Annotated in this window: 18 protein-coding genes and 1 pseudogene; 10 read left to right on the forward strand and 9 right to left on the reverse strand. The window is 70.5% G+C overall.

All coding sequences use genetic code 11. The features are described from left to right. Positions 1-2: 2 nt before the first annotated feature. Together gyrA and gyrB are read right to left on the reverse strand one after the other, a co-directional pair. The gene (gene gyrA, locus AB0C02_RS03455; RefSeq protein WP_357540628.1) at positions 3-2,534 is read right to left on the reverse strand and encodes a DNA gyrase subunit A; all 2,532 of its coding nucleotides are present in this window, start codon (positions 2,532-2,534) and stop codon (positions 3-5) included. A gap of 130 nt (positions 2,535-2,664) precedes the next feature. Next, positions 2,665-4,611, reverse strand: coding sequence for a DNA topoisomerase (ATP-hydrolyzing) subunit B (gyrB, locus tag AB0C02_RS03460; protein WP_357540630.1), 1,947 nt, complete (start codon positions 4,609-4,611; stop codon positions 2,665-2,667). A 638-nt stretch (positions 4,612-5,249) separates the two neighbouring features. Between gyrB and AB0C02_RS03465 the strand changes: the two genes are divergently transcribed. Beyond that, positions 5,250-5,804 (forward strand): hypothetical protein, encoded by a 555-nt coding sequence (locus AB0C02_RS03465; RefSeq protein ID WP_357540632.1) that lies wholly within the window; start codon positions 5,250-5,252, stop codon positions 5,802-5,804. 132 nt (positions 5,805-5,936) lie between these two features. Here the strand turns inward: AB0C02_RS03465 and AB0C02_RS03470 are convergent, their stop codons facing one another. From AB0C02_RS03470 to dnaA, 5 genes are all read right to left on the reverse strand, one after another. After that, positions 5,937-6,659, reverse strand: a complete 723-nt coding sequence (locus AB0C02_RS03470; protein WP_357540634.1) for a DciA family protein — start codon at positions 6,657-6,659, stop codon at positions 5,937-5,939. Further along, positions 6,649-7,782: a DNA replication/repair protein RecF gene (gene recF, locus AB0C02_RS03475; protein WP_357540636.1), complete on the reverse strand. Its 1,134-nt coding sequence runs from the start codon at positions 7,780-7,782 to the stop codon at positions 6,649-6,651. Before recF ends, AB0C02_RS03470 begins: the two co-directional genes overlap by 11 nt. Before the next feature lie 16 nt (positions 7,783-7,798). Continuing rightward, the gene (gnd, locus tag AB0C02_RS03480) at positions 7,799-8,671 is read right to left on the reverse strand and encodes a phosphogluconate dehydrogenase (NAD(+)-dependent, decarboxylating) (protein WP_357540638.1); all 873 of its coding nucleotides are present in this window, start codon (positions 8,669-8,671) and stop codon (positions 7,799-7,801) included. Between the two features lie 38 nt (positions 8,672-8,709). After that, on the reverse strand, positions 8,710-9,843 hold the full coding sequence (dnaN, locus tag AB0C02_RS03485) for a DNA polymerase III subunit beta (protein ID WP_357540640.1): 1,134 nt from the start codon (positions 9,841-9,843) through the stop codon (positions 8,710-8,712). A gap of 758 nt (positions 9,844-10,601) precedes the next feature. Then, on the reverse strand, positions 10,602-12,398 hold the full coding sequence (dnaA, locus tag AB0C02_RS03490) for a chromosomal replication initiator protein DnaA (protein WP_357540642.1): 1,797 nt from the start codon (positions 12,396-12,398) through the stop codon (positions 10,602-10,604). 575 nt (positions 12,399-12,973) lie between these two features. Between dnaA and rpmH the strand changes: the two genes are divergently transcribed. The 9 genes and pseudogenes from rpmH to AB0C02_RS03535 all read left to right on the forward strand — a co-directional run. Continuing rightward, positions 12,974-13,111: a 50S ribosomal protein L34 gene (rpmH, locus tag AB0C02_RS03495; protein WP_007073824.1), complete on the forward strand. Its 138-nt coding sequence runs from the start codon at positions 12,974-12,976 to the stop codon at positions 13,109-13,111. A gap of 35 nt (positions 13,112-13,146) precedes the next feature. Beyond that, positions 13,147-13,560, forward strand: coding sequence for a ribonuclease P protein component (gene rnpA / locus AB0C02_RS03500; protein WP_357540644.1), 414 nt, complete (start codon positions 13,147-13,149; stop codon positions 13,558-13,560). Positions 13,561-13,604: 44 nt separating this feature from the next. After that, a complete protein-coding gene (gene yidD, locus AB0C02_RS03505; protein ID WP_357540646.1) occupies positions 13,605-13,844 on the forward strand; it encodes a membrane protein insertion efficiency factor YidD in 240 nt (79 codons plus the stop codon). 4 nt (positions 13,845-13,848) lie between these two features. Next, entirely contained in the window at positions 13,849-14,814 is a 966-nt protein-coding gene (yidC, locus tag AB0C02_RS03510) for a membrane protein insertase YidC (RefSeq protein WP_357540648.1), read from the forward strand. A gap of 219 nt (positions 14,815-15,033) precedes the next feature. Continuing rightward, positions 15,034-15,621 (forward strand): R3H domain-containing nucleic acid-binding protein, encoded by a 588-nt coding sequence (locus AB0C02_RS03515; RefSeq protein ID WP_357540650.1) that lies wholly within the window; start codon positions 15,034-15,036, stop codon positions 15,619-15,621. Between the two features lie 457 nt (positions 15,622-16,078). After that, a complete protein-coding gene (gene rsmG, locus AB0C02_RS03520; RefSeq protein ID WP_357541023.1) occupies positions 16,079-16,816 on the forward strand; it encodes a 16S rRNA (guanine(527)-N(7))-methyltransferase RsmG in 738 nt (245 codons plus the stop codon). Between the two features lie 248 nt (positions 16,817-17,064). Beyond that, positions 17,065-18,390, forward strand: coding sequence for an AAA family ATPase (locus tag AB0C02_RS03525; RefSeq protein WP_357540652.1), 1,326 nt, complete (start codon positions 17,065-17,067; stop codon positions 18,388-18,390). Positions 18,391-18,417: 27 nt separating this feature from the next. After that, positions 18,418-19,461 carry a ParB/RepB/Spo0J family partition protein gene (locus AB0C02_RS03530; protein WP_357540654.1) on the forward strand — a complete coding sequence of 348 codons (1,044 nt, stop codon included), beginning with the start codon at positions 18,418-18,420 and terminating at the stop codon, positions 19,459-19,461. Positions 19,462-20,058: 597 nt separating this feature from the next. Further along, positions 20,059-20,682: pseudogene (locus tag AB0C02_RS03535) on the forward strand (hypothetical protein); the annotation flags it as partial. Positions 20,683-20,847: 165 nt separating this feature from the next. Here the strand turns inward: AB0C02_RS03535 and AB0C02_RS03540 are convergent. Together AB0C02_RS03540 and AB0C02_RS03545 are read right to left on the reverse strand one after the other, a co-directional pair. Further along, positions 20,848-21,846, reverse strand: coding sequence for a D-alanine--D-alanine ligase (locus AB0C02_RS03540; protein WP_357540656.1), 999 nt, complete (start codon positions 21,844-21,846; stop codon positions 20,848-20,850). Positions 21,847-21,854: 8 nt separating this feature from the next. Further along, entirely contained in the window at positions 21,855-23,168 is a 1,314-nt protein-coding gene (locus AB0C02_RS03545) for a PLP-dependent aminotransferase family protein (RefSeq protein ID WP_357540658.1), read from the reverse strand. Positions 23,169-23,201: the final 33 nt, after the last annotated feature.

The following is a 23,201-nucleotide window of genomic DNA, read 5'->3' on the forward strand; positions in this document are numbered from 1 at the left end:
AACTAGTCCTGTTCGTCAGGCTCGTCGGCATTGCGAGCAATCGCCACGATAGTCACGCCGTCCGGGAGGTCCATCAGCTTGACCCCCATTGTGTTCCGGTCACGCGTACGGCGTACAGGCTTCACCGGAGTCCGGATGACACCACCGTTGCTGGTGATCGCGAACAGCTCGTCCTCCGGGCTGATCACCACCGCGCCGACCAGACCACCACGTCGCTCAGTGATCTTCGCGGTCAGCACGCCCTTACCTCCCCGGCCCTGCACCGGGTATTCCTCGATCGGGGTACGTTTCGCGTATCCCCCGTTCGTCGCGACCAGCACGTCCATCGCTTCCATGCCCTCGGTGCGGATGACCTCCATGGCGAGCAGGACGTCGTCCTCGCTGAACCGCATGCCGATGACGCCGGAGGTGGCCCGGCCCATCGGGCGCAGCGTCTCGTCCGTGGCGTTGAAGCGGATGGCCTGGGCGTTCTTGGAGACCAGCAGAAGATCATCTTCCGGACCGCTGAGGGCAGCACCGACCAGCTCGTCCTCATCGCGCAGGTTGATCGCGATGATGCCGCCGGAACGGTTGGAGTCGAACTCCTCGAGCCGCGTCTTCTTCACCAGGCCGTTCTTCGTGGCCAGTACCAGGTAGGGCGCCACCTGGTAGTTCGGAATTTCGATGATCTGCGCGATCTGCTCATCCGCTTGGAACGCGAGCAGGTTGGCCACGTGCTGGCCCTTGGCCACCCTACTGGCTTCCGGAAGCTCGTACGCCTTGGCCCGGTAGACCCGACCCTTGTTGGTGAAGAACAGGATCCAGTCGTGCGTAGAGCATACGAAGAAATGGCTGACAATGTCGTCCTGACGGAGGGTGGCCCCGCTGACGCCCTTTCCGCCCCGTCGCTGCGACCGGTAGAGGTCAACCTTGGTGCGCTTGGCGTACCCGGTACGGGTGATGGTGACCACGACGTCCTCGCGGGCGATCAGGTCCTCCATCGAGACCTCGCCGTCGAACGGCACGATCTGCGTACGCCGGTCGTCGCCCCACTTCGCGACGATCTCGCCCAGCTCCTCGGAGACGATCCTCCGCTGCCGCTCCGGCTTGGCGAGGATGTCCTTGAGGTCGGCGATCTCCAGCTCGAGCTTGGCCAGGTCGTCGAGGATCCGCTGCCGTTCGAGAGCGGCCAGCCGGCGCAGCTGCATGTCGAGGATCGCGGTCGCCTGGACCTCGTCGATCTCCAGCAGTCGGATCAGGCCCTGCCGGGCGTCCTCGACGGTGGGCGAACGCCGGATCAGGGCGATTACCTCGTCGAGCGCGTCGAGGGCCTTGGACAGACCGCGCAGGATGTGCGCCCGCTCCTCCGCCTTGCGCAGCCGGAACGCGGTCCGCCGGCGGATGACCTCGATCTGGTGCTCGACGTAGTAGCGGATGAACTGGGCCAGGTTGAGCGTGCGCGGCACCCCGTCGACCAGCGCCAGCATGTTGGCGCCGAACGTCTCCTGGAGCTGGGTGTGCTTGTAGAGGTTGTTCAGCACCACCTTGGCGACCGCGTCGCGCTTGAGCACGAGCACGATCCGCATGCCGGTACGCCCGGACGACTCGTCCCGGATGTCGGCGATGCCGGCGAGCTTGCCCTCCTTGATCAGCTCGGCGATCCGCTCGGCGAGGTTGTCCGGGTTGACCTGGTACGGCAGCTCGCTGACCACCAGCGCCGGGCGGCCCCGCTTGTCCTCCTCGACCTCGACCACGGCCCGCATCCGGATCGAGCCACGCCCGGTCCGGTACGCGTCCTGAATACCGGCCTGGCCGACGATCAGACCGTGGGTCGGGAAGTCCGGACCCTTGACGATCTCCAGCAGCGCCTCGAGGGTGGTGGCCTCGTCGGCCTCCGGGTTCTCCAGACACCACTGCACGGCCGCGCCGATCTCCCGCAGGTTGTGCGGCGGGATCTTGGTGGCCATGCCGACCGCGATGCCCTCGGAGCCGTTGATCAGCAGGTTGGGAATCCGGGACGGCAGGATGGTGGGCTCCTTGGCCCGGCCGTCGTAGTTGTCCTGCAGGTCGACGGTGTCCTCGTCGATGTCCCGCAGCATCTCCATGGCCAGCGGGTCGAGCTTGCACTCGGTGTAGCGCATCGCGGCAGCCGGATCATTACCCGGCGAGCCGAAGTTGCCGTTGCCGTCGACCAGCGGGTAGCGCAGCGACCAGGGCTGCGCCATCCGGACCAGCGCGTCGTAGATGGCCGAGTCGCCGTGCGGGTGGAACTGACCCATCACGTCGCCGACGACCCGGGAGCACTTCACGTAGCCGCGGTCCGGCCGGTAGCCGGAGTCGAACATGGCGTAGAGGATCTTGCGGTGGACCGGCTTGAGCCCGTCCCGGACGTCCGGCAGGGCCCGCCCCACGATGACGCTCATCGCGTAGTCGAGGTACGAGCGCTGCATCTCGACCTCGAGGCCGACCGGCTCGATGCGGTCGTGCTGGACGACCGCGGCCGGTGTCTCCGGGGTCTCCGGCTCGTGTGGGGTGGACTCGGGAGTATCGGTCACTGTTAACCCTTATCAGACTCAAAGTCGCGTTCGCGCTGTGGATAACCGCTGTGGATACCGGCCGGACTGTGGATAACTCTGTGGATCGCCGGGCCGGTCGGTGGAACTCCGCTCGGCCCGGCACGATCCGTCAGATGTCGAGGAACCGCACGTCCTTGGCGTTGCGCTGGATGAACGAACGGCGTGCCTCGACGTCCTCACCCATCAGGACGCTGAACAGCTCGTCGGCGGTTGCGGCATCGTCGAGCGTCACCTGGCGCAGCGTGCGGGTGGCCGGGTTCATCGTGGTCTCCCACAGCTCGGGGTAGTTCATCTCGCCGAGACCCTTGAACCGCTGGATGTCGTCCGGCTTGGCGTTGGGCTTCTTCTGCTGGCGCAGCGCGATCAGCCCGTCCCGCTCCCGGTCCGAGTACGCGTACTGGGCGTCGTCGCCCTTCTTGTTCCACTTGATCTTGTAGAGCGGCGGGGCGGCCAGGTAGACGTGCCCCAGCTCGACCAGCGGACGCATGAACCGGAACAGCAGGGTGAGCAGCAGCGTCTGGATGTGCTGGCCGTCCACGTCCGCGTCGGCCATCAGCACGACCTTGTGGTAGCGCAGCTTCTCCATGTCGAAGTCGTCGTGGATGCCGGTGCCCAGCGCGGTGATCAGCGCCTGGACCTCGTTGTTCTTCAGCACCCGGTCGATCCGGGCCTTCTCCACGTTCAGGATCTTGCCGCGGATCGGCAGGATCGCCTGCGTACGCGGGTCGCGGCCCTGCTTGGCCGAGCCGCCCGCCGAGTCACCCTCGACGATGAAGACCTCGGACTCACGCGGGTCGGTGGACTGGCAGTCGGCCAGCTTGCCCGGCATCGAGCCGGACTCCAGCAGCGACTTGCGCCGGGCCAGCTTCCGCGCCTGCTGGGCGGCGATCCGGGCCCGGGCGGCCTGGGACGCCTTGGTGATGATGATCTTGGCCTCGGCCGGGTTCCGGTCGAACCAGTCGACCAGCGACTCGTTGCAGACCCGCTGCACGAAGCTCTTCACCGGGGTGTTGCCCAGCTTGGTCTTCGTCTGGCCCTCGAACTGCGGGTTGGTCAGCTTGACCGAGATGATCGCGGCCAGGCCCTCGCGAATGTCGTCGCCGGAGAGCCTCTCATCGCCCTTGAGCAGCTTCTTCTCCGCGCCGTACCGGTTGACGACGGTGGTCAGCGCGGCCCGGAAGCCCTCCTCGTGGGTGCCGCCCTCGTGCGTGTTGATGTTGTTGGCGAAGGTGTAGACCGACTCGCCGTACGACTCGTTCCACTGCATGGCGATCTCGACCGACATGCCCTCCTCCTCGGCGTCGAACTCGACCACCGTCCGGTGGATCGGGTTCTTCGAGGCGTTGAGGTGCCGGACGAAGTCGGCGATGCCGCCCTCGTAGTGGAAGGTCACCTCGCGCGGCTTGCCCTCCTCGTTCTCCGCGACCCGCTCGTCGAGCAGGTGAATGGTGAGGCCACGGGTGAGGAAGGCCATCTCCTGCAGGCGCCGGTAGATGGTCTGGAAGTCGAAGTCGACGGTCTCGAAGACGTCCGGGTCGGGCCAGAAGGAGACCGCCGAGCCGGTCCCGTCGGTCGGCTCGCCCTTTTCCAGCGGGGTCGGCTTGGCGTGGTGGTACTGCTGCCGCCAGAAGAAGCCGTCCTTCTGGATCTCCACCGCCATCTTCGTGGAGAGGGCGTTCACGACGGAAACGCCGACACCGTGCAGACCGCCGGAAACCGCGTACGCCTTGCCGTCGAACTTGCCACCGGCGTGCAGCACGGTGAGCGCGACCTCGACACCCGGCTTCTTCAGCTTCGGGTGGAGGTCGACCGGGAAGCCACGCCCGTTGTCGGTGACGCGTACGCCGCCGTCCGCCAGCAGCACCACGTCGATGATGTCGCAGAAGCCGGCCAGCGCCTCGTCCACCGAGTTGTTGACGACCTCCCACACGAGGTGGTGCAGACCGCGTTCACCGGTGGACCCGATGTACATACCGGGCCGCTTCCGGACCGCCTCCAGCCCCTCGAGAACGGTGATCGACTCGGCGCCGTACTTCTTGTTGTCCTCCGCTGCCACCCTCGGCCACTTTCTCGCACCGGCCGCGCCAGGGCGCGGGGCGCGGGTTCGGCGGGACATAACACGACGTCGGCGCGCACGGACCGGTCCCCGGATGTCCAGGCCACGGATCGTGTACGCCGGGCGCCGCGGTCGCCCGCGGATCGCGATCGGCTCGACCCGATCCGGGACAATGATCAAGGGCCCTGCGGCCCCTGTCCGTCGCTCCGTGTCGGGTCTTTCGTCTCGCCATCAATCTTACTCCGCGCGGCCGACCAAACCGCCACTCGGCACCCCTGCGCGACGGCTGAGAACTCCGTAGCCGGCCGAATCGCGCTGTCCGCGACTCCCCCTACACGCTTGGGCAAAATCGGCGGCACTTCCGACCACTCCGGCTCGGCGCTGTCTGACGCCACGCCACGATCCGGAGCAGTCGTCCGACCACTCGCGCGCTCGGCGATGTCTGACGCCACGCTGCGGCCCGGAGCAGTCGTCCGACCGCTCGTATCGGTATCGGCGCGTGACCGACCGGGGGTCGCGGTGGCGCGCGCCGTGCCGTACCTTTGCGGCGGCGCCACAGTGGTCTTGATCTTTCCGGGCGGAAACCGGGACGATCGACCCGATCGGTCCAACAACGCGCTGACAAGAGGTGACGCCCGATGGGGCTGGACAACGTCGCGGTGCACTGGCCGCGAACCGGCCGCTTCTACGACCCGGTCGCACCGGCCGAGTTCGTCGACTTCGGGGAGATCGTGGACCTGCCGCGCATCTCCGCCCCCACCGCGGCACTCGCCGAGCTGATCGCCAAGACCGGCACGGTACGCGCGACCGCGTACACCGAGCTGGTCGACCTGATCCTCGGCCTGGAAAATGTGCTCTACGCCACGGAGAACGCGGCCGAGGACGAGGATCCGGTGATTGACCCCGACGGGTGTTCCTGGATCGCCGACGGGCTGGAGAAGTTCGTCGCCCGACACCGGCCGATCGGCGAGGCGGTGACCTTCGAGTCGGTGAGCGAGGTGCTGCGGTCGCTGCTGGGCGACGGCCGGCTGGCCGACCAGCAGCTGCGCTGGCTGGACAGCCGGCTCGACAGGCTGCGCGACGAGAACGGCGATCCGCCGCAGTGGACCTTCACCAGCGCGGAGGTGAGCGTGCTGGCTGCCTTCTACCGGCGCTGCGCCGATCGGGGCTTCGCCGTCTACGCCGACGCGTGACCTCAAAATCAACTCGAGATGCGGCAAGTTGTGGTCAAAACCGAGGACGAGACCACACTTTGCCGCACATGGAGTTGATCAGTGCGACGCGGAGCGCTGAAGCGGGCAGGCCGGGTGAGGAGGCGGGCCGCGTCAGCCGTAGGTGTCGCGGGGTCCGCGGCCGCGGACCCGGCGCGGGCCACGCGACCAGGACGGCGCGGCCGGACCGTGAATGTGCAGCTTGCGCACCACGTTGTGGCCCACCTCGCGGGCGATCTGCTTGAGCAGCGAGCCGGCGAGCAGCCGGAGCTGGGTCGCCCACGCCGTCGAGCGCGCCTCCACGGTCAGCTCCCCGTTCTCCAGCTTGACCGGGCGGCTGTGCTGCGCCACCTCCGGCCCGACCACCCGTTCCCAGGCGCCGAAGACCGTCGCCTCGGCCGCCGGCTGCTGCCAGCCGCGCGACTTGACCAGCTTCGCCAGCACCGCGCCGAGCGGCTGCGGGTCGCGGGGGTCCGGCCCGGGACCGGAGTAGCCGCGCAGCCGCGGCTCGCCGTCGCCGCGTACCGCGCTGCGGCGCCGGGTGCCGGCGGCTGCCTGCCGGCGGGCCTTCGCCGCGTCCAGCACCGCCCGGGCCAGCTCCGGCCCGGACGCCCCGGCGGGCAGCTCAGCCGCGGCACCCGCCGCGGGGCCGCTCGCACCCGCCGCAGGGCTGCTCGCGCCGCCGGTGCTGGCGCCACCGCGTCGACGGCCCCCTGCTGCACCGTCCTGACCGTTCCCGGCCGGATCGGCGCCGTCGCCCGCCCGGCCGTTCTCCGGGGTACGCCCCCCGCGTGCCGGCCCCAGCCGGGCCGGGGGCAACTGAACCTCATCCGACACGGCGTACCGTCCCCTCGCCCACCGCGTACCGGGTGCCGCGCAGGGTCGCCGGCACGTCGTCGTCGACCGCGCAGGTCACCAGGAGCTGGCTGGCGCCGCCGACCAACTCGGCCAGCCGCTCCCTGCGGCCGGCGTCCAGCTCGGCGAAGACGTCGTCGAGGACCAGCACCGGCTCGATGCCGTCGGCGCGCAGCAGGTCGTAGCCGGCCAGCCGCAGGGCCAGGGCGAACGACCAGGACTCGCCGTGGCTGGCGTACCCCTTGGCGGGGAGCGGGCCGAGGGTGAGGGCGAGATCGTCGCGGTGGGGGCCGACCAGGGTGGTGCCGCGTTCGATCTCCGCCGACCGTTGCTCCGTCAGCGCGGCGCGCAGCGTCTCGGTCAGCACCGCCCGGTCGGTGGTCGGTTCGGCCAGCTCCACCGACGGCCGGTACGCGATCCCCGCCGCGCCCCGGCCCGCCGCCACCGCGTCGTACGCCTTGGCGACGTGCGGGGCGAGCGCGGCGATCAGCTCCAGCCGGCCGGCGAGCAGCTCGGCGCCGTGGTGCGCCAGGTGGGTGTCCCAGACCGCGAGGGTGGACAGGTCCCCGCCGCGCGTCCCGCCGGTCTTGCGGGCCAGGTACGCCGTGCGCAGCAGGGCGTTGCGTTGCTTGACCACCCGCTCGTAGTCGGCGCGCACCCCGGCGTACCGGGGCTGACGGGTGACCAGCAGGTCGTCGAGGTAGCGGCGGCGCTCGGCCGGGTCCCCGCGGACCAGTTCCAGGTCCTCCGGGGCGAACAGCACCAGCCGCAGCGCACCGAGCACGTCCCGGGCGCGGCGGGCCGGGGATCGGCCCAGCCGGGCCCGGTTAGCCTTGCCGGGGATGATCTCCAGCTCGACCAGTAGCTCCCGGCCCTCGTGCGCCACCGCACAGCGGATCACTGCCGAGGAGGCGCCCAACCTGACCAGCGGGGCGTCCGTGGCGACCCGGTGCGAGTCCAGGGTCGCCACGTAGCCCAGCGCCTCGACCAGATTGGTCTTGCCGACGCCGTTGGCGCCGGTCAGGACGTTCGGACCCGGCTCCAGATCGACGCCGACCCGCTCGTACGAGCGGAAGTCGACCAGTTCGAGCCGGCGGACGTACACAGGTGCGTGGCGCCGGTCAGTGCTTGCGGACGGCGTGACCGCCGAACTGCTGGCGCAGCGCGGCGACGGCCTTCATCGCGGGCGAGTCGTCCTGCCGGGAGGCGAACCGGGCGAACAACGAGGCGGTGATGACGTTCAGCGGCACGGCGAGCCGAACCGCCTCGTCGACGGTCCAGCGGCCCTCGCCGGTGTCCTCGGTGTAGCCGCTCAGCTCGGCCAGCTCCGGGTCCTCGTCCAGCGCGCGGTCGAGCAGGTCGAGCAGCCAGGACCGGACCACGGTCCCCTCGCGCCAGGACTTGAACACGCCCGGCACGTTGGTCACCAGCTCGGACTTGGCCAGCAGCTCGTAGCCCTCGGCGTACGCGTGCATCAGGCCGTACTCGATGCCGTTGTGCACCATCTTGGCGTAGTGGCCGGCGCCGACCGGGCCGGCGTGCACGAAGCCGAACTCGCCCGCCGGCTTGAGCGCCTCGAAGATCGGCATGAGCCGGTCGACGTGCTCCTGCGCGCCGCCGACCATCAGTGCGTACCCGTTCTGCTTGCCCCAGACGCCGCCGGAGACGCCGACGTCGAGGTAGCCGATGCCCTGCTCGTTCAGGCGCTCGGCGCGCGGGGCGTCGTCGCTGAACCGGGAGTTGCCGCCATCGATGATGAGGTCGCCCTCGCCGAGCACGCCGGCGAGCTCGTCGATGGTGGCGTCGGTGACCCCGGCCGGGACCATCACCCAGATCGCGCGGGGCGACTCCAGCTTCTCGGCCAGCTCCGCGAGGCTCGCGACGTCGCTCAGCTCCGCGTTTCGGTCGTAGCCGACCACCTCGTGCCCGGCGGCGCGCAATCGCTCGCGCATGTTGCCGCCCATCCGGCCGAGTCCTACCAGGCCGAGCTGCATCTGCTCCTACCTCCGTACGTGCGGGTCTTGCTACGCGATCAGCGGGACACGCGGATCGGCATGATGAGGTACCGGTACCCCGGGACAACCTCGCCATCCTCGCCGGCGGGCGAAATCACCGCAGGCTTGAAGGCGTCGACGAACCTCAGCACAGCGTGCTGGGTGCCCAGGTTGGCCAGGCCGTCGATCAGGTACTGCGGGTTGAAGCCGATGGTCAGCGGCTCGCCGGTGAAGGTCGCGTCCATGGCCTCGCTGGCCCGGGCCTCCTCGGTGCCGCCGGCCTCGACGACCAGGCCGTCCGAGCTGAAGCTCAGCAGCACCGGGGTGGTCCGCTCGGCGACCAGGGCGACGCGCTTGACCACCTCGATCAGGGTGCTGACCGAGACCTGGGCCTCGGCGTTGTGGCTGGCGGGGAAGAGCGAGCGGACCGGCGGGTAGTTGGCCCCGTCGAGCAGCCGGCTGGTGGTCCGCCGGGTGCCGCCGGAGAAGCCGATCATGCCTTCGCCGGCGCCACCCTGAGAGAGCGCCATGGTCACCTGGCCGCCGAGCGGGCCGAGGGCCTTGGCGGTGTCGTGCAGCGTCCGGGCCGGCACCAGCGCGTTGAGGCTGATCTCGGGGTCTTCCGGGTTCCACTCCATCTCGCGCAGCGCGAGCCGGTAGCGGTCGGTGGCGAGCATCGCCAGGGCACGGCCGGACAGCTCGAGGCGTACGCCGGTCATCATCGGCAGCGTCTCGTCCCGGCCGGCGGCAACGGCGACCTGGGCTACGGCGGCGGCGAAGGCGGCGGCGTCGACGGTACCGGCGCTCTCCGGCATCTCTGGCAGCGACGGGTAGTCCTCCACCGGCATGGTCGGCAGGGTGAAGCGGGCGCTACCGCAGACCAGTTCCAGGTGGGCGCCGACGGCGGCGATGTCCACCGGCTTGGCCGGGAGGGCCTTGGTGATCTCGGCGAGCAGGCGGCCGGAGACGAGGGCGGCGCCGTCGGCGTCACCCTGCACCTCGACGGTGACCTGGCTGGAGACCTCGTAGTCGAAGCCGGAGACCTGAAGGTTGCCGTCGGTCACCCGGAGCATCACCCCGGCCAGCACCGGCACGGAGGGTCGGTTGGGCAGGCTCTTGGCGGTCCAGGCGACCGCCTCGGCGAGCGCGTCGCGCTCCACTCGGAACTTCATCAATGCCTCCGCGTCGACGTCAGCGACAACTCTCTCATGCCGACCGCTGCCACCCGTCCCGCCCGACCGTGCGGGTACCCATCGCACCTTAGGGCGCGCGGGCATCGGCTGTGCGCCCGACCCCGTGGATCCAGGTGCCGGGGCGACCGCCGACGGCGGTGCTTCGGCCCGATCCACAGGAAGTCCAACGGTGATGATTGGTTTTTGTTGTTTAGAAGAGATAACTCATCGTCTTCATCGCACCTGTGCAAACTGTGGAGAACCGGCGTCTGCGCAGGTCGGACAGGGTATCCACCGGTGGTTTAGCTGTGGAGAACCAGGGGTACAACTCGTGTTCCTGTCCACACCCGCCGCCGACCCCCAGGTTTTCCACCGCTGTCCCCAGGTTTTCCACCGCTAATCCACCGGGTTTCTCCCCAGCGCTGTGGACAGGCCGGGCGCGTTCGATCGACGTTGTCCCCAGAACCTTCAACAGGCAGCCCACAGGTCGACCGTCGTCGGTGGACAACCGCCCCGTCATCCCCAGGTATCCACAGCTCCTTCCCCAGGAGTTGTCCACAGTCTGTGGGTAACCGGACCGGAACCGAACGTGGTTATCCACCGCATGTGACACAGGGGGTGTGGACAACCGGGTCGACCTGTGGACGAACACGACACCGATCGTGCGCCCTCAACCGGGTCGAGGGTCAAGCTCCGGGCTTCCACAGGTACGAAAAAGCCCGGCCGGAGGCTCCGGCCGGGCGCTGCACCGCTGTCGCTCAGGTGGTCTGCTTGATCCGGTTGGTCAGCTCGGCGATCTGGTTGTAGAGCGAGCGCCGCTCTGCCATCTGCTGGCGGATCTTCCGGTCGGCGTGCATGACGGTGGTGTGATCCCGGCCGCCGAAGGCCTGCCCGATCCGGGGCAGCGACAGGTCGGTCAGCTCTCGGCATAGATACATGGCCACCTGCCGGGCGTTGACCAGCACCCGGGACCGGGAGTGGCCGCGCAGATCTTCCAGGCTCACCCCGAAGTAATCGGCGGTGGAGACCATGATCTGGTCGGCGGTGATCTCCGGGCCGGCACCGTCGGGGATGAAGTCCCGCAGCACCTCCTCGGCCAGCGACAGCTCCACCGACGAGCGGGTGAGGCTGGCGAAGGCGGTGACCCGGATCAGTGCGCCCTCCAGTTCCCGGATCGAGTTCGATACCCGGGAGGCGATGAACTCCAGCACGTCCGGCGGAGCGAACAGGCGCTCCTGCGCCGCCTTCTTCTGCAGGATCGCGATCCGGGTCTCCAGGTCCGGTGGCTGGATGTCGGCGAGCAGCCCCCACTCGAACCGGGTACGGAGCCGGTCCTCCAGCGTGGCCAGCTGCTTCGGCGACCGGTCGGAGGTGATCACGATCTGCTTGTTGGCGTTGTGCAGGGTGTTGAAGGTGTGGAAGAACTCCTCCTGGGTCCGCTCCCGGTTCTCCAGGAACTGGATGTCGTCGATCAGGAGGATGTCCACGTCCCGGTAGCGGCGCTGGAACGCGCTGGTCTTGTCGTCGCGCAGCGAGTTGATGAAGTCGTTGGTGAACTCCTCGGTCGAGACGTACCGGACCGAGCGGGCGTTGCCCAGCGTGGTGGCGTAGTGCCCGATGGCGTGCAGCAGGTGGGTCTTGCCCAGGCCGGAGCTGCCGTAGATGAACAGCGGGTTGTACGCCTTCGCGGGCGACTCGGCAACCGCGACGCTCGCCGCGTGCGCGAAGCGGTTCGAGGAGCCGATGACGAACGTCTCGAACATGTACTTCGGGTTGAGCCGGTTGCCACCGGTCTCCGCCCCGCCCGGGAGCCGCCGGTCGGCCGGGCCACCGGGCCGGTGATCCGGGCCACCGCGCCCCGGGCCGCTGTCCGGGGCGTCGTTGCGCGACAGGCCACGCAACGACGCGTCGGGGGTGTCGCGGTATCGGGGCTCGTAGCCACCGGCGTCCGGGAGCGGCTGGTCGAAGGCCCGGCGCTCGTCGGCGGGGTGCAGCGGCTCGGCGAAGGCGGCGCTGAACAGGGTGTCCTGGCCGGCGCGGCTGGTCGGGATGAGCGGCGGCGGGCCGCCGTCGGGGATCCGCTGCCGTGGGGCCGGCTCCTCCGGCGGCTGCGGGCGATCACCGACGTACGCCGGGGGCTCGGGCCGGGCCGGATAGCCGAGCTCGGGGAAGCCGGGCACCCTGGCCGACGGGTCGGGCTGGGCCAGGCCGGCGAGCAGGTCCGGCGACGATTCCCGCTCCGCAGCCTCCGGGCCGCCCCGGTAGACGGTGCCGGCCGGGCGGACCCCGCCGTCCTCGGCGACGCGTACGGTGACGGCGACCTGGATCGGCCGGCCGAGTCGCCGGCTCAGCGCCTCGGTGATGGCCGGGCGGAGCCGCGATTCGATCACGTCGCGGGTGAAGGCGTCCGGCACCGAGAGCAGGGCGGTGTCCTCGACGATCGCCCGCAGCCGGGTGAGTCGGAGGTACGCCCGCTGCTGCGCGGAGATGATCTCGTCGGCGAGTTCGTCCGTCGCCGCCGACCACACCGCGGCCAGGTCCGTCGTTCCGGTCACCGTCGTGGCACCCCTTCGCCTCTGCTCCACGCCCGCCCGGACGGCTGACCGGTCGTCATCCACAAGTTATCCACAGCCTGTGTGTACCGACCGATTGTGACCGCCCGCCGGACGCGGGTCGGATCTACCCCCCTGGTTCCGGAGGCGTTGGAAGCGGGTTCACCGTGCCGAACGATTAACAACCTTGTCCGGTCTTGCCGGTCACGACAACCCGGACCCCCGACGCTGACCGCAATCGCGCACGCTAACAGTGCGGACCCTCCGCCATCAACCGTCGACACCGTGGCAGCCTTCTCAACATCAGTGAAAACCGCCCCTTAGGTTGCTTTCCCGGCACGGCTGGGCCTCCGAGTGTGATGTTTGACGGTCATTGCCCCCCTGCGTAGGGTGGACAGGCTGCTCTGTCGCCCTCTGCTAGGGTGATGGGTGCTTGCTGTCCGTGGTCGCTGCCCCGCATCGCCGAGGTGTCGCGTCTCGGGCAGCACCGATCGGAGGCCACCGGCGAGGGTGGCCTGGACCACCACACGACCCCGGGCGATCCGCCGCGCGGGGCGTAGGACAACGGAGAGCCTGACGTGAGCAAGCGCACCTACCAGCCGAACAACCGCCGGCGCGCGAAGACCCACGGCTTCCGGCTGCGCATGCGCACCCGTGCCGGCCGCGCCATTCTTTCGACCCGTCGCGCCAAGGGCCGCGCCCGCCTGTCGGCCTGAGGCCGACCGGTCCGGTCCAGGGGACGGGGGCAGTCGTGCTGGCCGCCGCGCAGCGACTGCGGCGCAGTAGCGACTTCGCCGCAGCGGTCCGGGGTGGCCGACGCGTCGGCCGAGGCACCGTCGTGGTGCACCTGACCCTTCCCGAACAGACCGGACACCCCGCGACAGACCTGCCGAAGCCGGCGTGGACCGCCGGTGCGGAGACCCCCGCACCGAGCCGCGCCGGCTTCGTCGTGTCCAAGGCGGTCGGCAACGCCGTGGTCCGGAACAAGGTCCGCCGCCGGCTCCGACACCTGGTCCGCGAGCGCCTCGGCGTGCTGCCTGCCGGCAGCACCCTGGTGGTCCGGGCGCTGCCGCAGGCCGCCGAGGCGTCGTACGCTCGCCTGGGGGCCGACCTGGACGACGCAGTCGCCGCCGCGCGAACCCCGCGGGGGCGGCGGTCCCGGTGAGCGGGGAGAACGCCGCGTCGCGGCCGACGACTACCGGTGCCCGCATGCTGTTGGCGCCCATCATCGCGTACCGTCGGTGGATAAGTCCGGCACTGCCGGCCCGCTGCCGCTTCTACCCGTCGTGCAGTGCCTACGCCGTGGAGGCAGTCTCCCGGCACGGCGCGCTGCGGGGAGCCTGGCTGACGGTCCGGCGGCTGTCGCGCTGCCACCCCTTTCACCCAGGTGGACACGACCCGGTGCCAGAGCCGGGCGAGGGCCGCCGCGCCGACGTGACTGGAGCCTGAGAAATTGAGTCTTGACTGGGTCTACTACGCGATCTCGTGGATCCTGCTGACCTGGCACTCGGCTTGGGACGCCATCGTGTCGAGCGGGGCGCTGCTCGGGACGAACTGGTCCTGGATCCTCGCCATCGTCTTCCTGGTGGTGACGGTTCGCGTCATCCTCTTCCCGGTCTTCGTCAAGCAGATCAAGTCGCAGCGGGCGATGCAGGCGCTCCAGCCCAAGGTCAAGGAGCTCCAGGAGAAGCACAAGGGCGACCGGGAGACGCTCCAGAAGGAGATGATGGAGCTCTACCGGAAGGAAAAGGCCAACCCGCTGATGGGCTGCCTTCCGATGTTTCTCCAGATTCCGGTCTTCCTCGGCCTGTTCCACACCCTGAAGCGGCTCAAGCCGGACAACCCCCTGAAGGAGCTGTACGGCTGGACGGCCGACCAGTTCGAGAGCGCGTCGCACGCCAAGCTCTTCACCGCTCCGCTCTCCGGCCGGTTCGGCTCGACGGCCGACGAGTTGGCCAGCCTCGGAGCGAGCAGCGGGACGGTCAAGACCGTCGCCGGTGTGCTGGTGGTCATCATGATCGCCACGACGTACCTGACCAGCCGTCAGATGATCCTCAAGACCGGCTGGGCGGAGGATCCGCAGCAGCGCATGGTGCAGCGGCTGATGCTCTACGGCATCCCGGTCTCCCTGCTGGTCTCCGGCTCGATCTTCCCGATCGGTGTGATCATCTACTGGGTCACCAACAACCTGTTCACCCTCGGCCAGCAGCAGTGGGTGCTGCGGAAGTTCCCGCCGCTGGTGCCGCCCAAGAAGGCCGTCCCGGCGCGGACCGCTCAGCCGGCCAAGACCGGCGGCCTGCTGGGTCGCAAGGCCGCCGAGCCGGCCGCGAAGGCCCCGGCGACCGCTCCGAAGGTGGCCGGCCCGAAGCCCGGCGCCAAGCCGACCAACCCGAAGAAGGGCGGCCGGCCCACCAAGTGACAGGGCTGAGCCTCCGGGCCGCCGCCGGGATCGGCGGCGGCCCGTCCGGCCCCCGAGCTGCCACCGTACGGTCGGCGCCGGGCCGGAACCGCCGCGCGGAAGCGCGGTCACGGGCGAAACTGCCCGTACAGACGTGACCGAGGCACCGGCGAACCTCCCGCCGGCCCCGGGCGACCAGCGGACCCGACGGTCCGGCCGACCGAGTACGGAGATGAGCCCGTGACCGACACCAGCATCCCCAGCGCCGAGCAGTCCCTGGACGAGGAGACCACGTCTGCCGTTGCCGTCGAGGAGGCGGAGGAGACCGAGCCCGAGCCGGAGGCCCGGGAGAAGAAGGCTCCGGCCGACAGCGACCTGTTCCGGCAGAGCGAGATCGCCGCCGACTACATCGAGGGCCTGCTCGACATCCTCGACTACGACGGCGACATCGACGAGCTGGTCTCCGGCGGCCGTCCGGTCGTCGAGGTGGTCGGCGGCCGCCTGCAGAGCCTGGTCGGCCAGCGCGGCGCCACCCTGGAGGCCCTCCAGGAACTGGCCCGACTGGCGGTGTTCCGGCAGACCGGCTCGCCGAGCCGCCTGCTGCTCGATGTCGGCGGCTACCGGGCCACCCGGCGCAAGGAGCTGTCCGCCGTCGCCAAGAACGCGGTGGAGAAGGTCAAGGAGCACGGCGAGCCGGTCCGCCTGGAGCCGATGTCCGCGTTCGAGCGCAAGTGCGTGCACGACGTGGTGAACGCGATGAGCGGCGTGGAGAGCGAGTCCGAGGGCGTCGAGCCGAGCCGCCGTATCGTCGTCCGGCCGGTGGACTGACCGGGTGACCCAGGACGAGACTACGGCGGCTGCCGTGCCTGGCCCGGGTGGCATGCCACCCGGGCCGTCGCCTGTCCGGCACGACCCGACCGTTGACCCGGTCTTCTCCGAGGCGGATGCGGCCGAGCCATCCGTTCCCGGTACACCGGCGGCCCCGGCCGACCCGAGCTTCTCCGCGCCCGGGCAGCCCGCCGCTCCGGAACCGGCGCACCCCTCGGGCGAGGTGACCCCGACCTTCTCCGCCGAGCGGGCGGCGTCGACCGGGCCGGCGACGGACGTGGAGGCGTCGGCGACCCTGGCCGAGCCGGCCGGTGCTGTGGAACCGGCGTTCGCCGAGCCGGCCGCAGCCGAGCCTGCTGCCGCCGCCGAGCCGGCCGCCAGCGCCGAGCCGGCCGATCCGTCCCTCGTGGACGGTGCTGCCCGGCCGGTCGAGCAGCGGACGGACCAGCCGACTCCGATGCAGGCGACGCTGCCGCCCGAGCTGGCGCAGGCCGCCCGTACGTTGTTCGGCGAACGCCTCGACCTGGCCGCCGCGTACGCCGAACTGCTGGCGACGGACGGCGTGGTCCGCGGCCTGATCGGCCCCCGCGAGGCCCCCCGCATCTGGGAACGGCACCTGCTCAACTGCGCGGCGATGGCTGAGCGGATTCCTGATGGCGCGAGCGTGCTCGACGTCGGCTCCGGTGCCGGGCTGCCCGGCCTGGTCCTGGCTATCGCCCGGCCCGACCTCACGGTCACCCTGGTCGAACCGCTCGCCCGGCGGACCGCCTTCCTCATCGAGGCGGTGCAGCAGCTCGGCCTGACGCGCACGGTCCGGGTGTTCCGGGGACGGGCGGAGGAGGCGGCGGCCGGCACGCGCGACAGTGCGCCACTCAGCGCCGACGTCGTGACCGCGCGGGCGGTCGCCGCGCTGGACCGGCTCGCCGCCTGGTGCCTTCCCCTCGCGGTGCCCGGCGGGCGACTGGTGGCACTCAAGGGCGCCTCGGCCGCCGAGGAGATCGCCGAGCACGCCGAGGCGGTGTCCCGGCTGGGTGGGGGCGAGCCGGAGCTGCACCGGTGTGGAGTCGGGGTCATCGATCCGCCGGCCACCGTGATCGAGGTGGTCCGGGAGCGGGTGGTCGGCCCGGCACGGAAGAAGGGACCGAAGCGGTCGCGTGGCGGCCGCAACCGCGGCGGAAACAGGCGGGATCGATGACGCCACAAGGGTTCCCGCGGTGTCGGTACGGTCGGGAACTCGGTGCGATCCAGCCCATCGATCAGAACCCGACATGGACCCGCTGCGCCTGTGCGCCGTAGGCTGGCCGCGCGTCGATAGTGTGGAGCGGCGGTGCCGGGTGGCACTCGAACCCGACCCGTTTTCCGCCGGGCCGTACGCCGCGCCGGGAGCGCGGGGTCTGATCGACGGGGTGCGGGCCGACCATCCGGAGCGGGCAGGGATGACAGGTGCATGACGACGGCAGGTACGACGACCCACGGGTGACGAGGCCAGGAGCCGACCCCGTTTCACGTGAAACCGACTACCAGGGCTGGCCGGTGGGCGATGACTCCCCCGACCCAGCCGCGACCCCGCAGGCTGTCCACCGGGACGTATCCGGCGCGGGCGGCGTGCGGTCGGCCGCATCCGGGCCGACGAACGTACCGCCAGCACGTGAGCCACACGAACCGGCCGGCCGGCCGGCGAACGCCCCCAGCCCGCGTCCGGTCCCGGTCCGCGGCAATGCGGCGGTCCCCGGACGTTACGAGCCGCAGCCGCCGGGGCCGGCCCTGCCGCAGCAGGTTGCCCCGGACATGGCGACTGAGACGGGGACGCCGTCCGACACGCCACCGGCTACCGGCTTCGCTCCCGAAGCCACCGCCAGCACGTACGTTTCACGTGAAACCCCGCGCGAAGAGGATGACCCACCCTTGGCTATGGAGGCGATGCGCGCCGTGCAGATCCTTAATCCCAGTGGCGAGGTGAGCATGCCTCGGCCCGCACGGACCCGGGTGATGTGCGTCGCGAACCAGAAGGGCGGCGTGGGCAAGACCACGACCACGGTGAACCTGGCGGTGGCGCTCGCCCTGCACGGCAACCGGGTCCTGGTGGTCGACCTGGACCCGCAGGGCAACGCCTCCACCGGGCTGAACGTCCCGCACCACACCGGCGTACCCGACGTGTACGACTGTCTGATCGACAGCGTCCCGCTGGAAGAGGTGGCGCAGGCGGTCGAGGGCATCCCGAACCTGTGGTGCGTGCCGGCCACCATCGATCTCGCCGGTGCTGAGATCGAGCTGGTCTCGGTGGTCGCCCGGGAGTCCCGGCTGGCCCGTGCCATCGACGCCTACCCCGGGCACTTCGACTACGTCTTCATCGACTGCCCACCCTCGCTCGGCCTGCTGACCGTCAACGCGTTGGTCGCGGCGCAGGAGGTGCTCATCCCCATCCAGTGCGAGTACTACGCGCTGGAGGGCCTCAACCAGCTGATCAACAACATCAACCTGGTTCGCCAGCACCTCAACCCGAAGCTGGAGGTCTCCACCATCCTGCTCACGATGTACGACCGGCGTACCCGGCTGGCCGACGCCGTGGAGCAGGATGTCCGGAACCACTTCGGGGACAAGGTGCTCCAGGCTGTGATCCCCCGGAACGTACGGGTTTCCGAGGCGCCGAGCTACGGGCAGTCGGTCGTGACCTACGATCCCGGTTCGCGGGGGGCGACGAGCTACTTCGAGGCCGCCCAGGAAATCGCGGAACGAGGGGTCAAGGAGCCGGTGAGCCGGAATGCGTAGTGCGGAGATGTCGCTGGGAGGCGTCGCATGAAGAACCGTCCTCGTGGCGGTCTGGGCCGGGGGCTCGGTGCCCTCATTCCGACCGGGCCGGTGCCGGGCAGCGCCCCGGCGGGCGCCGAGCCGGACAGCGGTGCGGCGGCCGTTCCGACCCCACCCGTAGCCGGCGCGGCTGCCGTGATCGGGGCGGGCAGCGGGGTTGGGGCGGACGCCGTCCCGGCGGTAGAGCCTGAGCCACAGCTGAGCCCGGTGCCGGGAGCTCGCTTCGCAGAGATCCCGGTCGACTCCATCGTGCCGAACCCGAAGCAGCCCCGGCAGGTCTTCGACGAGGAGGCGCTGGAGGAGCTGAAGGTCTCGATCCAGGAGGTCGGCTTCCTCCAGCCGATCGTCGTACGGCAGCTCGACGGCGAGAAGTACGAGCTCGTGATGGGCGAGCGGCGCTGGCGGGCGGCCCAGGCGGTCGGCCGGGAGAACATCCCCGCGATCGTGCGGGACACCAAGGACGACGCGATGCTCCGGGACGCCCTGCTGGAGAACATCCACCGGGCCAACCTGAACCCGCTGGAGGAGGCGGCCGCCTACCAGCAGCTCCTGGAGGAGTTCGGAGCCACCCATGAGGAGCTGGCTCGCCGTATCGGGCGCAGCCGGCCGCAGATCTCGAACACTATCCGTCTGATGAACCTGCCCGCCCAGGTCCAGCGTCGGGTCGCCGCCGGGGTGCTCTCCGCCGGTCACGCCCGGGCGCTTCTCAGCCTGGAGGACGCCGAGGCTCAGGAGCAGCTCGCCAAGCGGATCGTTGCCGAGGGCATCTCGGTACGCGCCACCGAGGAGCTGGTGGCGCTGGCACTCGCCGACGGGCCGGCGAAGACCGCGGCGGCCAAGCGGCGCGCTAAGCCGCACGCGCCGGCGTTGACGGATCTCGCCGACCGGCTCTCCGACCGGTTTGACACCCGGGTGAAGGTCGACATCGGCCGCAGCAAGGGCAAGATCACCATTGAGTTCGCGACTGTCGACGACCTGGAGCGAATCGTCGGCATCATCGGCGTGGGTCAGGAGGACCAGCCCGAGGAGTGAGTCAGCTCGTCTGATCGACCGCGTGGTCCCTGTTCGGGCCGCGCGGTCGAGTCGTCTTCGGGCCGGGCCGCGCGCCTCCCGGTCGGTCGGCCGGTCGGCCGGTCGGTCGGTTGGCCGGTTGGCCGGTTGGCCGGTTGGTCGGACCGAGGGCCTACCACGTTTCACGTGAAACAGGACCCGCCATGGTGACGCCCGTCCGCGAAGCTGGGCGGTCACGCCGTTCGGGCGGCTCAACGGTGTAGACGCGCTGGCGGGGAGAGCCATGGCTTGAACCCCGCAGGCCGGGCGACGAGAAGATCGGCCGGCGGCCGGTACCGATCACCGATTCGATCGTTGGGAGAGAGGGACCGGGATCGGTGGAAAACCCGGCTCGACGACGCCCCGGTTATCCACAGTTGTTTTCCACAGGCTGTCCTCGTTTCACGTGAAACAACGCGGCGAAACCCTTACTGAGCTGTGGATGGCGTGGTGTGGCGCTACTCTCAGCGGCCTGTGGACAACGCGGTGGATAACCTCAGCGTCGATCGAGTGGAGGCACTCTGTCGGCGGTGAAATCGGGTAGGGACAGGGGTCGTCAACTGGGCTAGGGTCAGCCTCGTGCAGGACACCCCTCCCTCAGCTCCGGACTTCACCCAGTGGCCCTCCTTTCCCTTCGAGGGCGACCTCCGTATCAAGCAGCTCGACGATCCGGTACCGGTCGAACCGCCCCGCCGGGGCGAGGGCAGCCGGGAATGCACCGCCTGCAGCGCTCCGGACGAGGCGTACATCTGGGTCGGTGAGCGGTGGCGGGTACGGGCGATGGATCGGCCCACCGGCCTACCGATGGTGCTGATCCTGGAGTCCCGCTCCCATCTCGATCTCGGCGATCTGCCGAACCTGCTCGCGGCCGAACTGGGCGTGATGACCGTCCGCCTGGAACGCGCCATCCGCTCCCTGGACGGCGTCGCCCGGGTGCACGTCAGCCGCTGGGGCGACGGCTCCGCGCACCTGCACCTGTGGTTCCTGGCGCGGCCGTACGGGCAGCTGCAACTGCGCGGCACGTTCCTGTCCCTGTGGGACTCGATCCTGCCCCCGATCTCCGAGACGCAGTGGCGGGAGAACCTGGCCCTGGTCGCCGCCTGGCTGGCCGAGTTCGGCGGCCGCCCGCTCGCCGAGCCGCCGCGGATCCAGTGGCAGGCGCCGTCGAGCCTCACCGCCTCGGTCGACACCGACGCGGACGAGGCCGACGAGGAGACGGTCTCGGTGATCGAAGCCGCCGAGGAGATCCCGGAGCCGGCGAACGACACGACGACCGAGCAGCGGCCGGCCTCAGAAACCCGGCCGGAGGACGGGGCCTAGGAACGGGGCCTAGGAACGGGGCCTAGGAACGGGGCCTAGGAACGGGGCCTAGGAACGGCGGGCCGCGGCTCGGCTGACCAGTGAGCCGAGCAGCCGCCCGAAGTCCAGCCCGGCCGCCTGGACGGCCAGCGGCAGCAGCGAGGTCTCGGTCATCCCCGGGGAGACGTTGATCTCCAGTACGTGCGGTTCTCCGGCCGAGTCGACGATCAGATCGACCCGGGAGAGATCACGAAGGCCGAGCGCGCTGTGCGCGGCGAGCGCCACCTCGGCCACCCGCTCGGTGGTCTCCGGATCGAGGCGGGCGGGCGCATGCCAGGTGGTGCGGCCGGCGGTGTACCGGGCAGCGTAGTCGTACACGCCGTTGCGGGGCACGATCTCGACCGGGGGCAGGGCGTGCGGCCCCTCGCCCAGGTCGATCACCGACACCGCCACGTCCATGCCCGGCACGTAGCGTTCCACCAGCGCCGTCTGGTCGTACGCGAAACAACCGACCATCGCGGCCGGCAGTGACCCAGCCTCCCGGACCACCGCGGCGCCCAGTCCGGAGCCGCCCTGCGCCGGCTTGACCATCAACGGCAGGTCGAGCCGGTCGACGATCCGGTCCAGCACGGCCACCGCGCCCAACTCGGAGAAGCGGTCGTGCGGCAGGGCCACCCAGTCGGGTGTGGAGATGCCCGCCTCGCGTAGCACCGCCTTGGCGGACGGCTTGTCCCAGGCGAGTCGGGAGGCGCGGGCGTCGCAGCCGACGTAGGGCACGTCGCAGAGGTCGAGCACCCCGCGCAGCGAGCCGTCCTCGCCGGTGGCGCCGTGCAGGGCGATCACCACGGCATCCGGCGGATCGGCGGCCAATGCGGGCAACAGGGCAACGTCGGCGTCCCGCAGCTCGGCCTGCACACCGACCGTTCGCAGCGCGTCGAGCACTCGTCGGCCGGACCGGAGCGAGACGTCCCGTTCGTAGGAGAGACCGCCGGCGAGCACCAGCACGTGCAACTCATCGATGCCGGCGAGATCGGTCACGGAGGTGTGGGGGGCGGAGCTGACGACCATGCGGGGCATCATGCCAAGTCGGGGCCGGGCGCGTCCGAGCCACCCTGCCGACGCCGCGGCCCCGAGCCGCCGACCGCGCCGAAGACCTTGCGCATGGCGATCTCCTGCTCCATCACGCCGGCCAGCCGGCGGACGCCCTCCCGGATCCGCTCCGGCGGCGGGAAGGAGAAGTTGAGCCGCATGTTGCCGGCCCCGGTGCCGTCCGCGTAGAAGCCGGTGCCGGGGACGTAGGCGACCCGGGCGGTGATGGCGCGGGGCATCATCGCCTTGGCGTCCAGGCCGTCGGGCAGGGTCGCCCAGACGAACAGGCCGCCGCCGGGGGTGGTCCAGGTGGTGCCGGCCGGCATCAGGTCCGCCAGCGCGTCGAGCATGGCGTCCCGGCGTTCCCGGTAGACCTCCCGGTAGACCTTGAGCTGCTCGCGCCACGGCATGGTGCCGAGGTAGGTCGAGACGGCGGCCTGCGCGTACCCGCTGGGGCAGAGAATCTGCGCCTCGCTGGCGATGACCAGCTTGTCGCGTACGGCGTGCGGGGCGAGGATCCAGCCCACCCGCAGGCCGGGCGCGAAGGTCTTGGAGAAGGTGCTCAGGTAGAAGACGCCCTCGCGCCGGCGGGCCCGCAGCGGCGCGGGCGCCTCACCCTCGAAGCCGAGCTGGCCGTACGGGTCGTCCTCGACCACCAGCAGGCCGGCGCGCTCGCAGATGTCGAGCACCCGCTCGCGCCGTTCCTCGCTGAGCGTCACGCCGGTCGGGTTCTGGTAGGTGGGGATGGTGTAGAGGAACTTGACCCGGCGGCCGGCTCGGGCCAGGTCGGCGATCGCCGCCTCCAGCGCCTCGGGGATCAGACCGTCGGCGTCCATCGGCACGTGTGCGACCTGGGCCTGGGCGGCCTGGAACACCCCGAGCGCGCCGACGTACGTCGGGCCCTCGGCGAGCACCACGTCGCCCGGGTCCAGGAAGAGCCGGGCCACCAGGTCGAGCGCCTGCTGACCGCCGACGGTGACCACCACGTCCTCCGGCGAGGCGCCGCACGACGCGTCGATCCCGGAGAGGGCCATCACCTCGCAGATCCGCTCGCGCAGCTCCAGGGTGCCCTGCCCGATGCCGTACTGGAGGGTGGTGACGCCCTGCTCGCCGCCGAGCCGGCCGAGCATCTGACCGACCGCGTCGAGGGGCAGCGCCGCGATGTAGGGGGCGCCACCGGCGAGCGAGACCACCTCCGGCCGGCTGGCCACCGCGAAGAGCGCTCGGATCTCGGAGGCCGTCATCCCCCGGACCCGGCGGGCGTACCGGTCGGTGTAGTCGTCGAGCGTCGTGCCGGTCATGACATCACCTCGATCGGGTTCGGCGGGGCTGCC

The sequence above is a fragment of the Micromonospora sp. NPDC048999 genome (assembly GCF_040649295.1).
Classification (GTDB): domain Bacteria; phylum Actinomycetota; class Actinomycetes; order Mycobacteriales; family Micromonosporaceae; genus Micromonospora.

Coding starts and splice junctions, on each gene's coding strand:
- AB0C02_RS03465 (WP_357540632.1), top strand. CDS start 5,250: ATGGGGCTGGACAACGTCGCGGTGCACTGGCCGCGAACCGGCCGCTTC.
- gnd (WP_357540638.1), bottom strand. CDS start 8,671: ATGCAGCTCGGCCTGGTAGGACTCGGCCGGATGGGCGGCAACATGCGC.
- AB0C02_RS03545 (WP_357540658.1), bottom strand. CDS start 23,168: ATGACCGGCACGACGCTCGACGACTACACCGACCGGTACGCCCGCCGG.
- AB0C02_RS03530 (WP_357540654.1), top strand. CDS start 18,418: ATGAAGAACCGTCCTCGTGGCGGTCTGGGCCGGGGGCTCGGTGCCCTC.
- AB0C02_RS03540 (WP_357540656.1), bottom strand. CDS start 21,846: ATGGTCGTCAGCTCCGCCCCCCACACCTCCGTGACCGATCTCGCCGGC.
- yidD (WP_357540646.1), top strand. CDS start 13,605: ATGCTGTTGGCGCCCATCATCGCGTACCGTCGGTGGATAAGTCCGGCA.
- rsmG (WP_357541023.1), top strand. CDS start 16,079: ATGCAGGCGACGCTGCCGCCCGAGCTGGCGCAGGCCGCCCGTACGTTG.
- dnaN (WP_357540640.1), bottom strand. CDS start 9,843: ATGAAGTTCCGAGTGGAGCGCGACGCGCTCGCCGAGGCGGTCGCCTGG.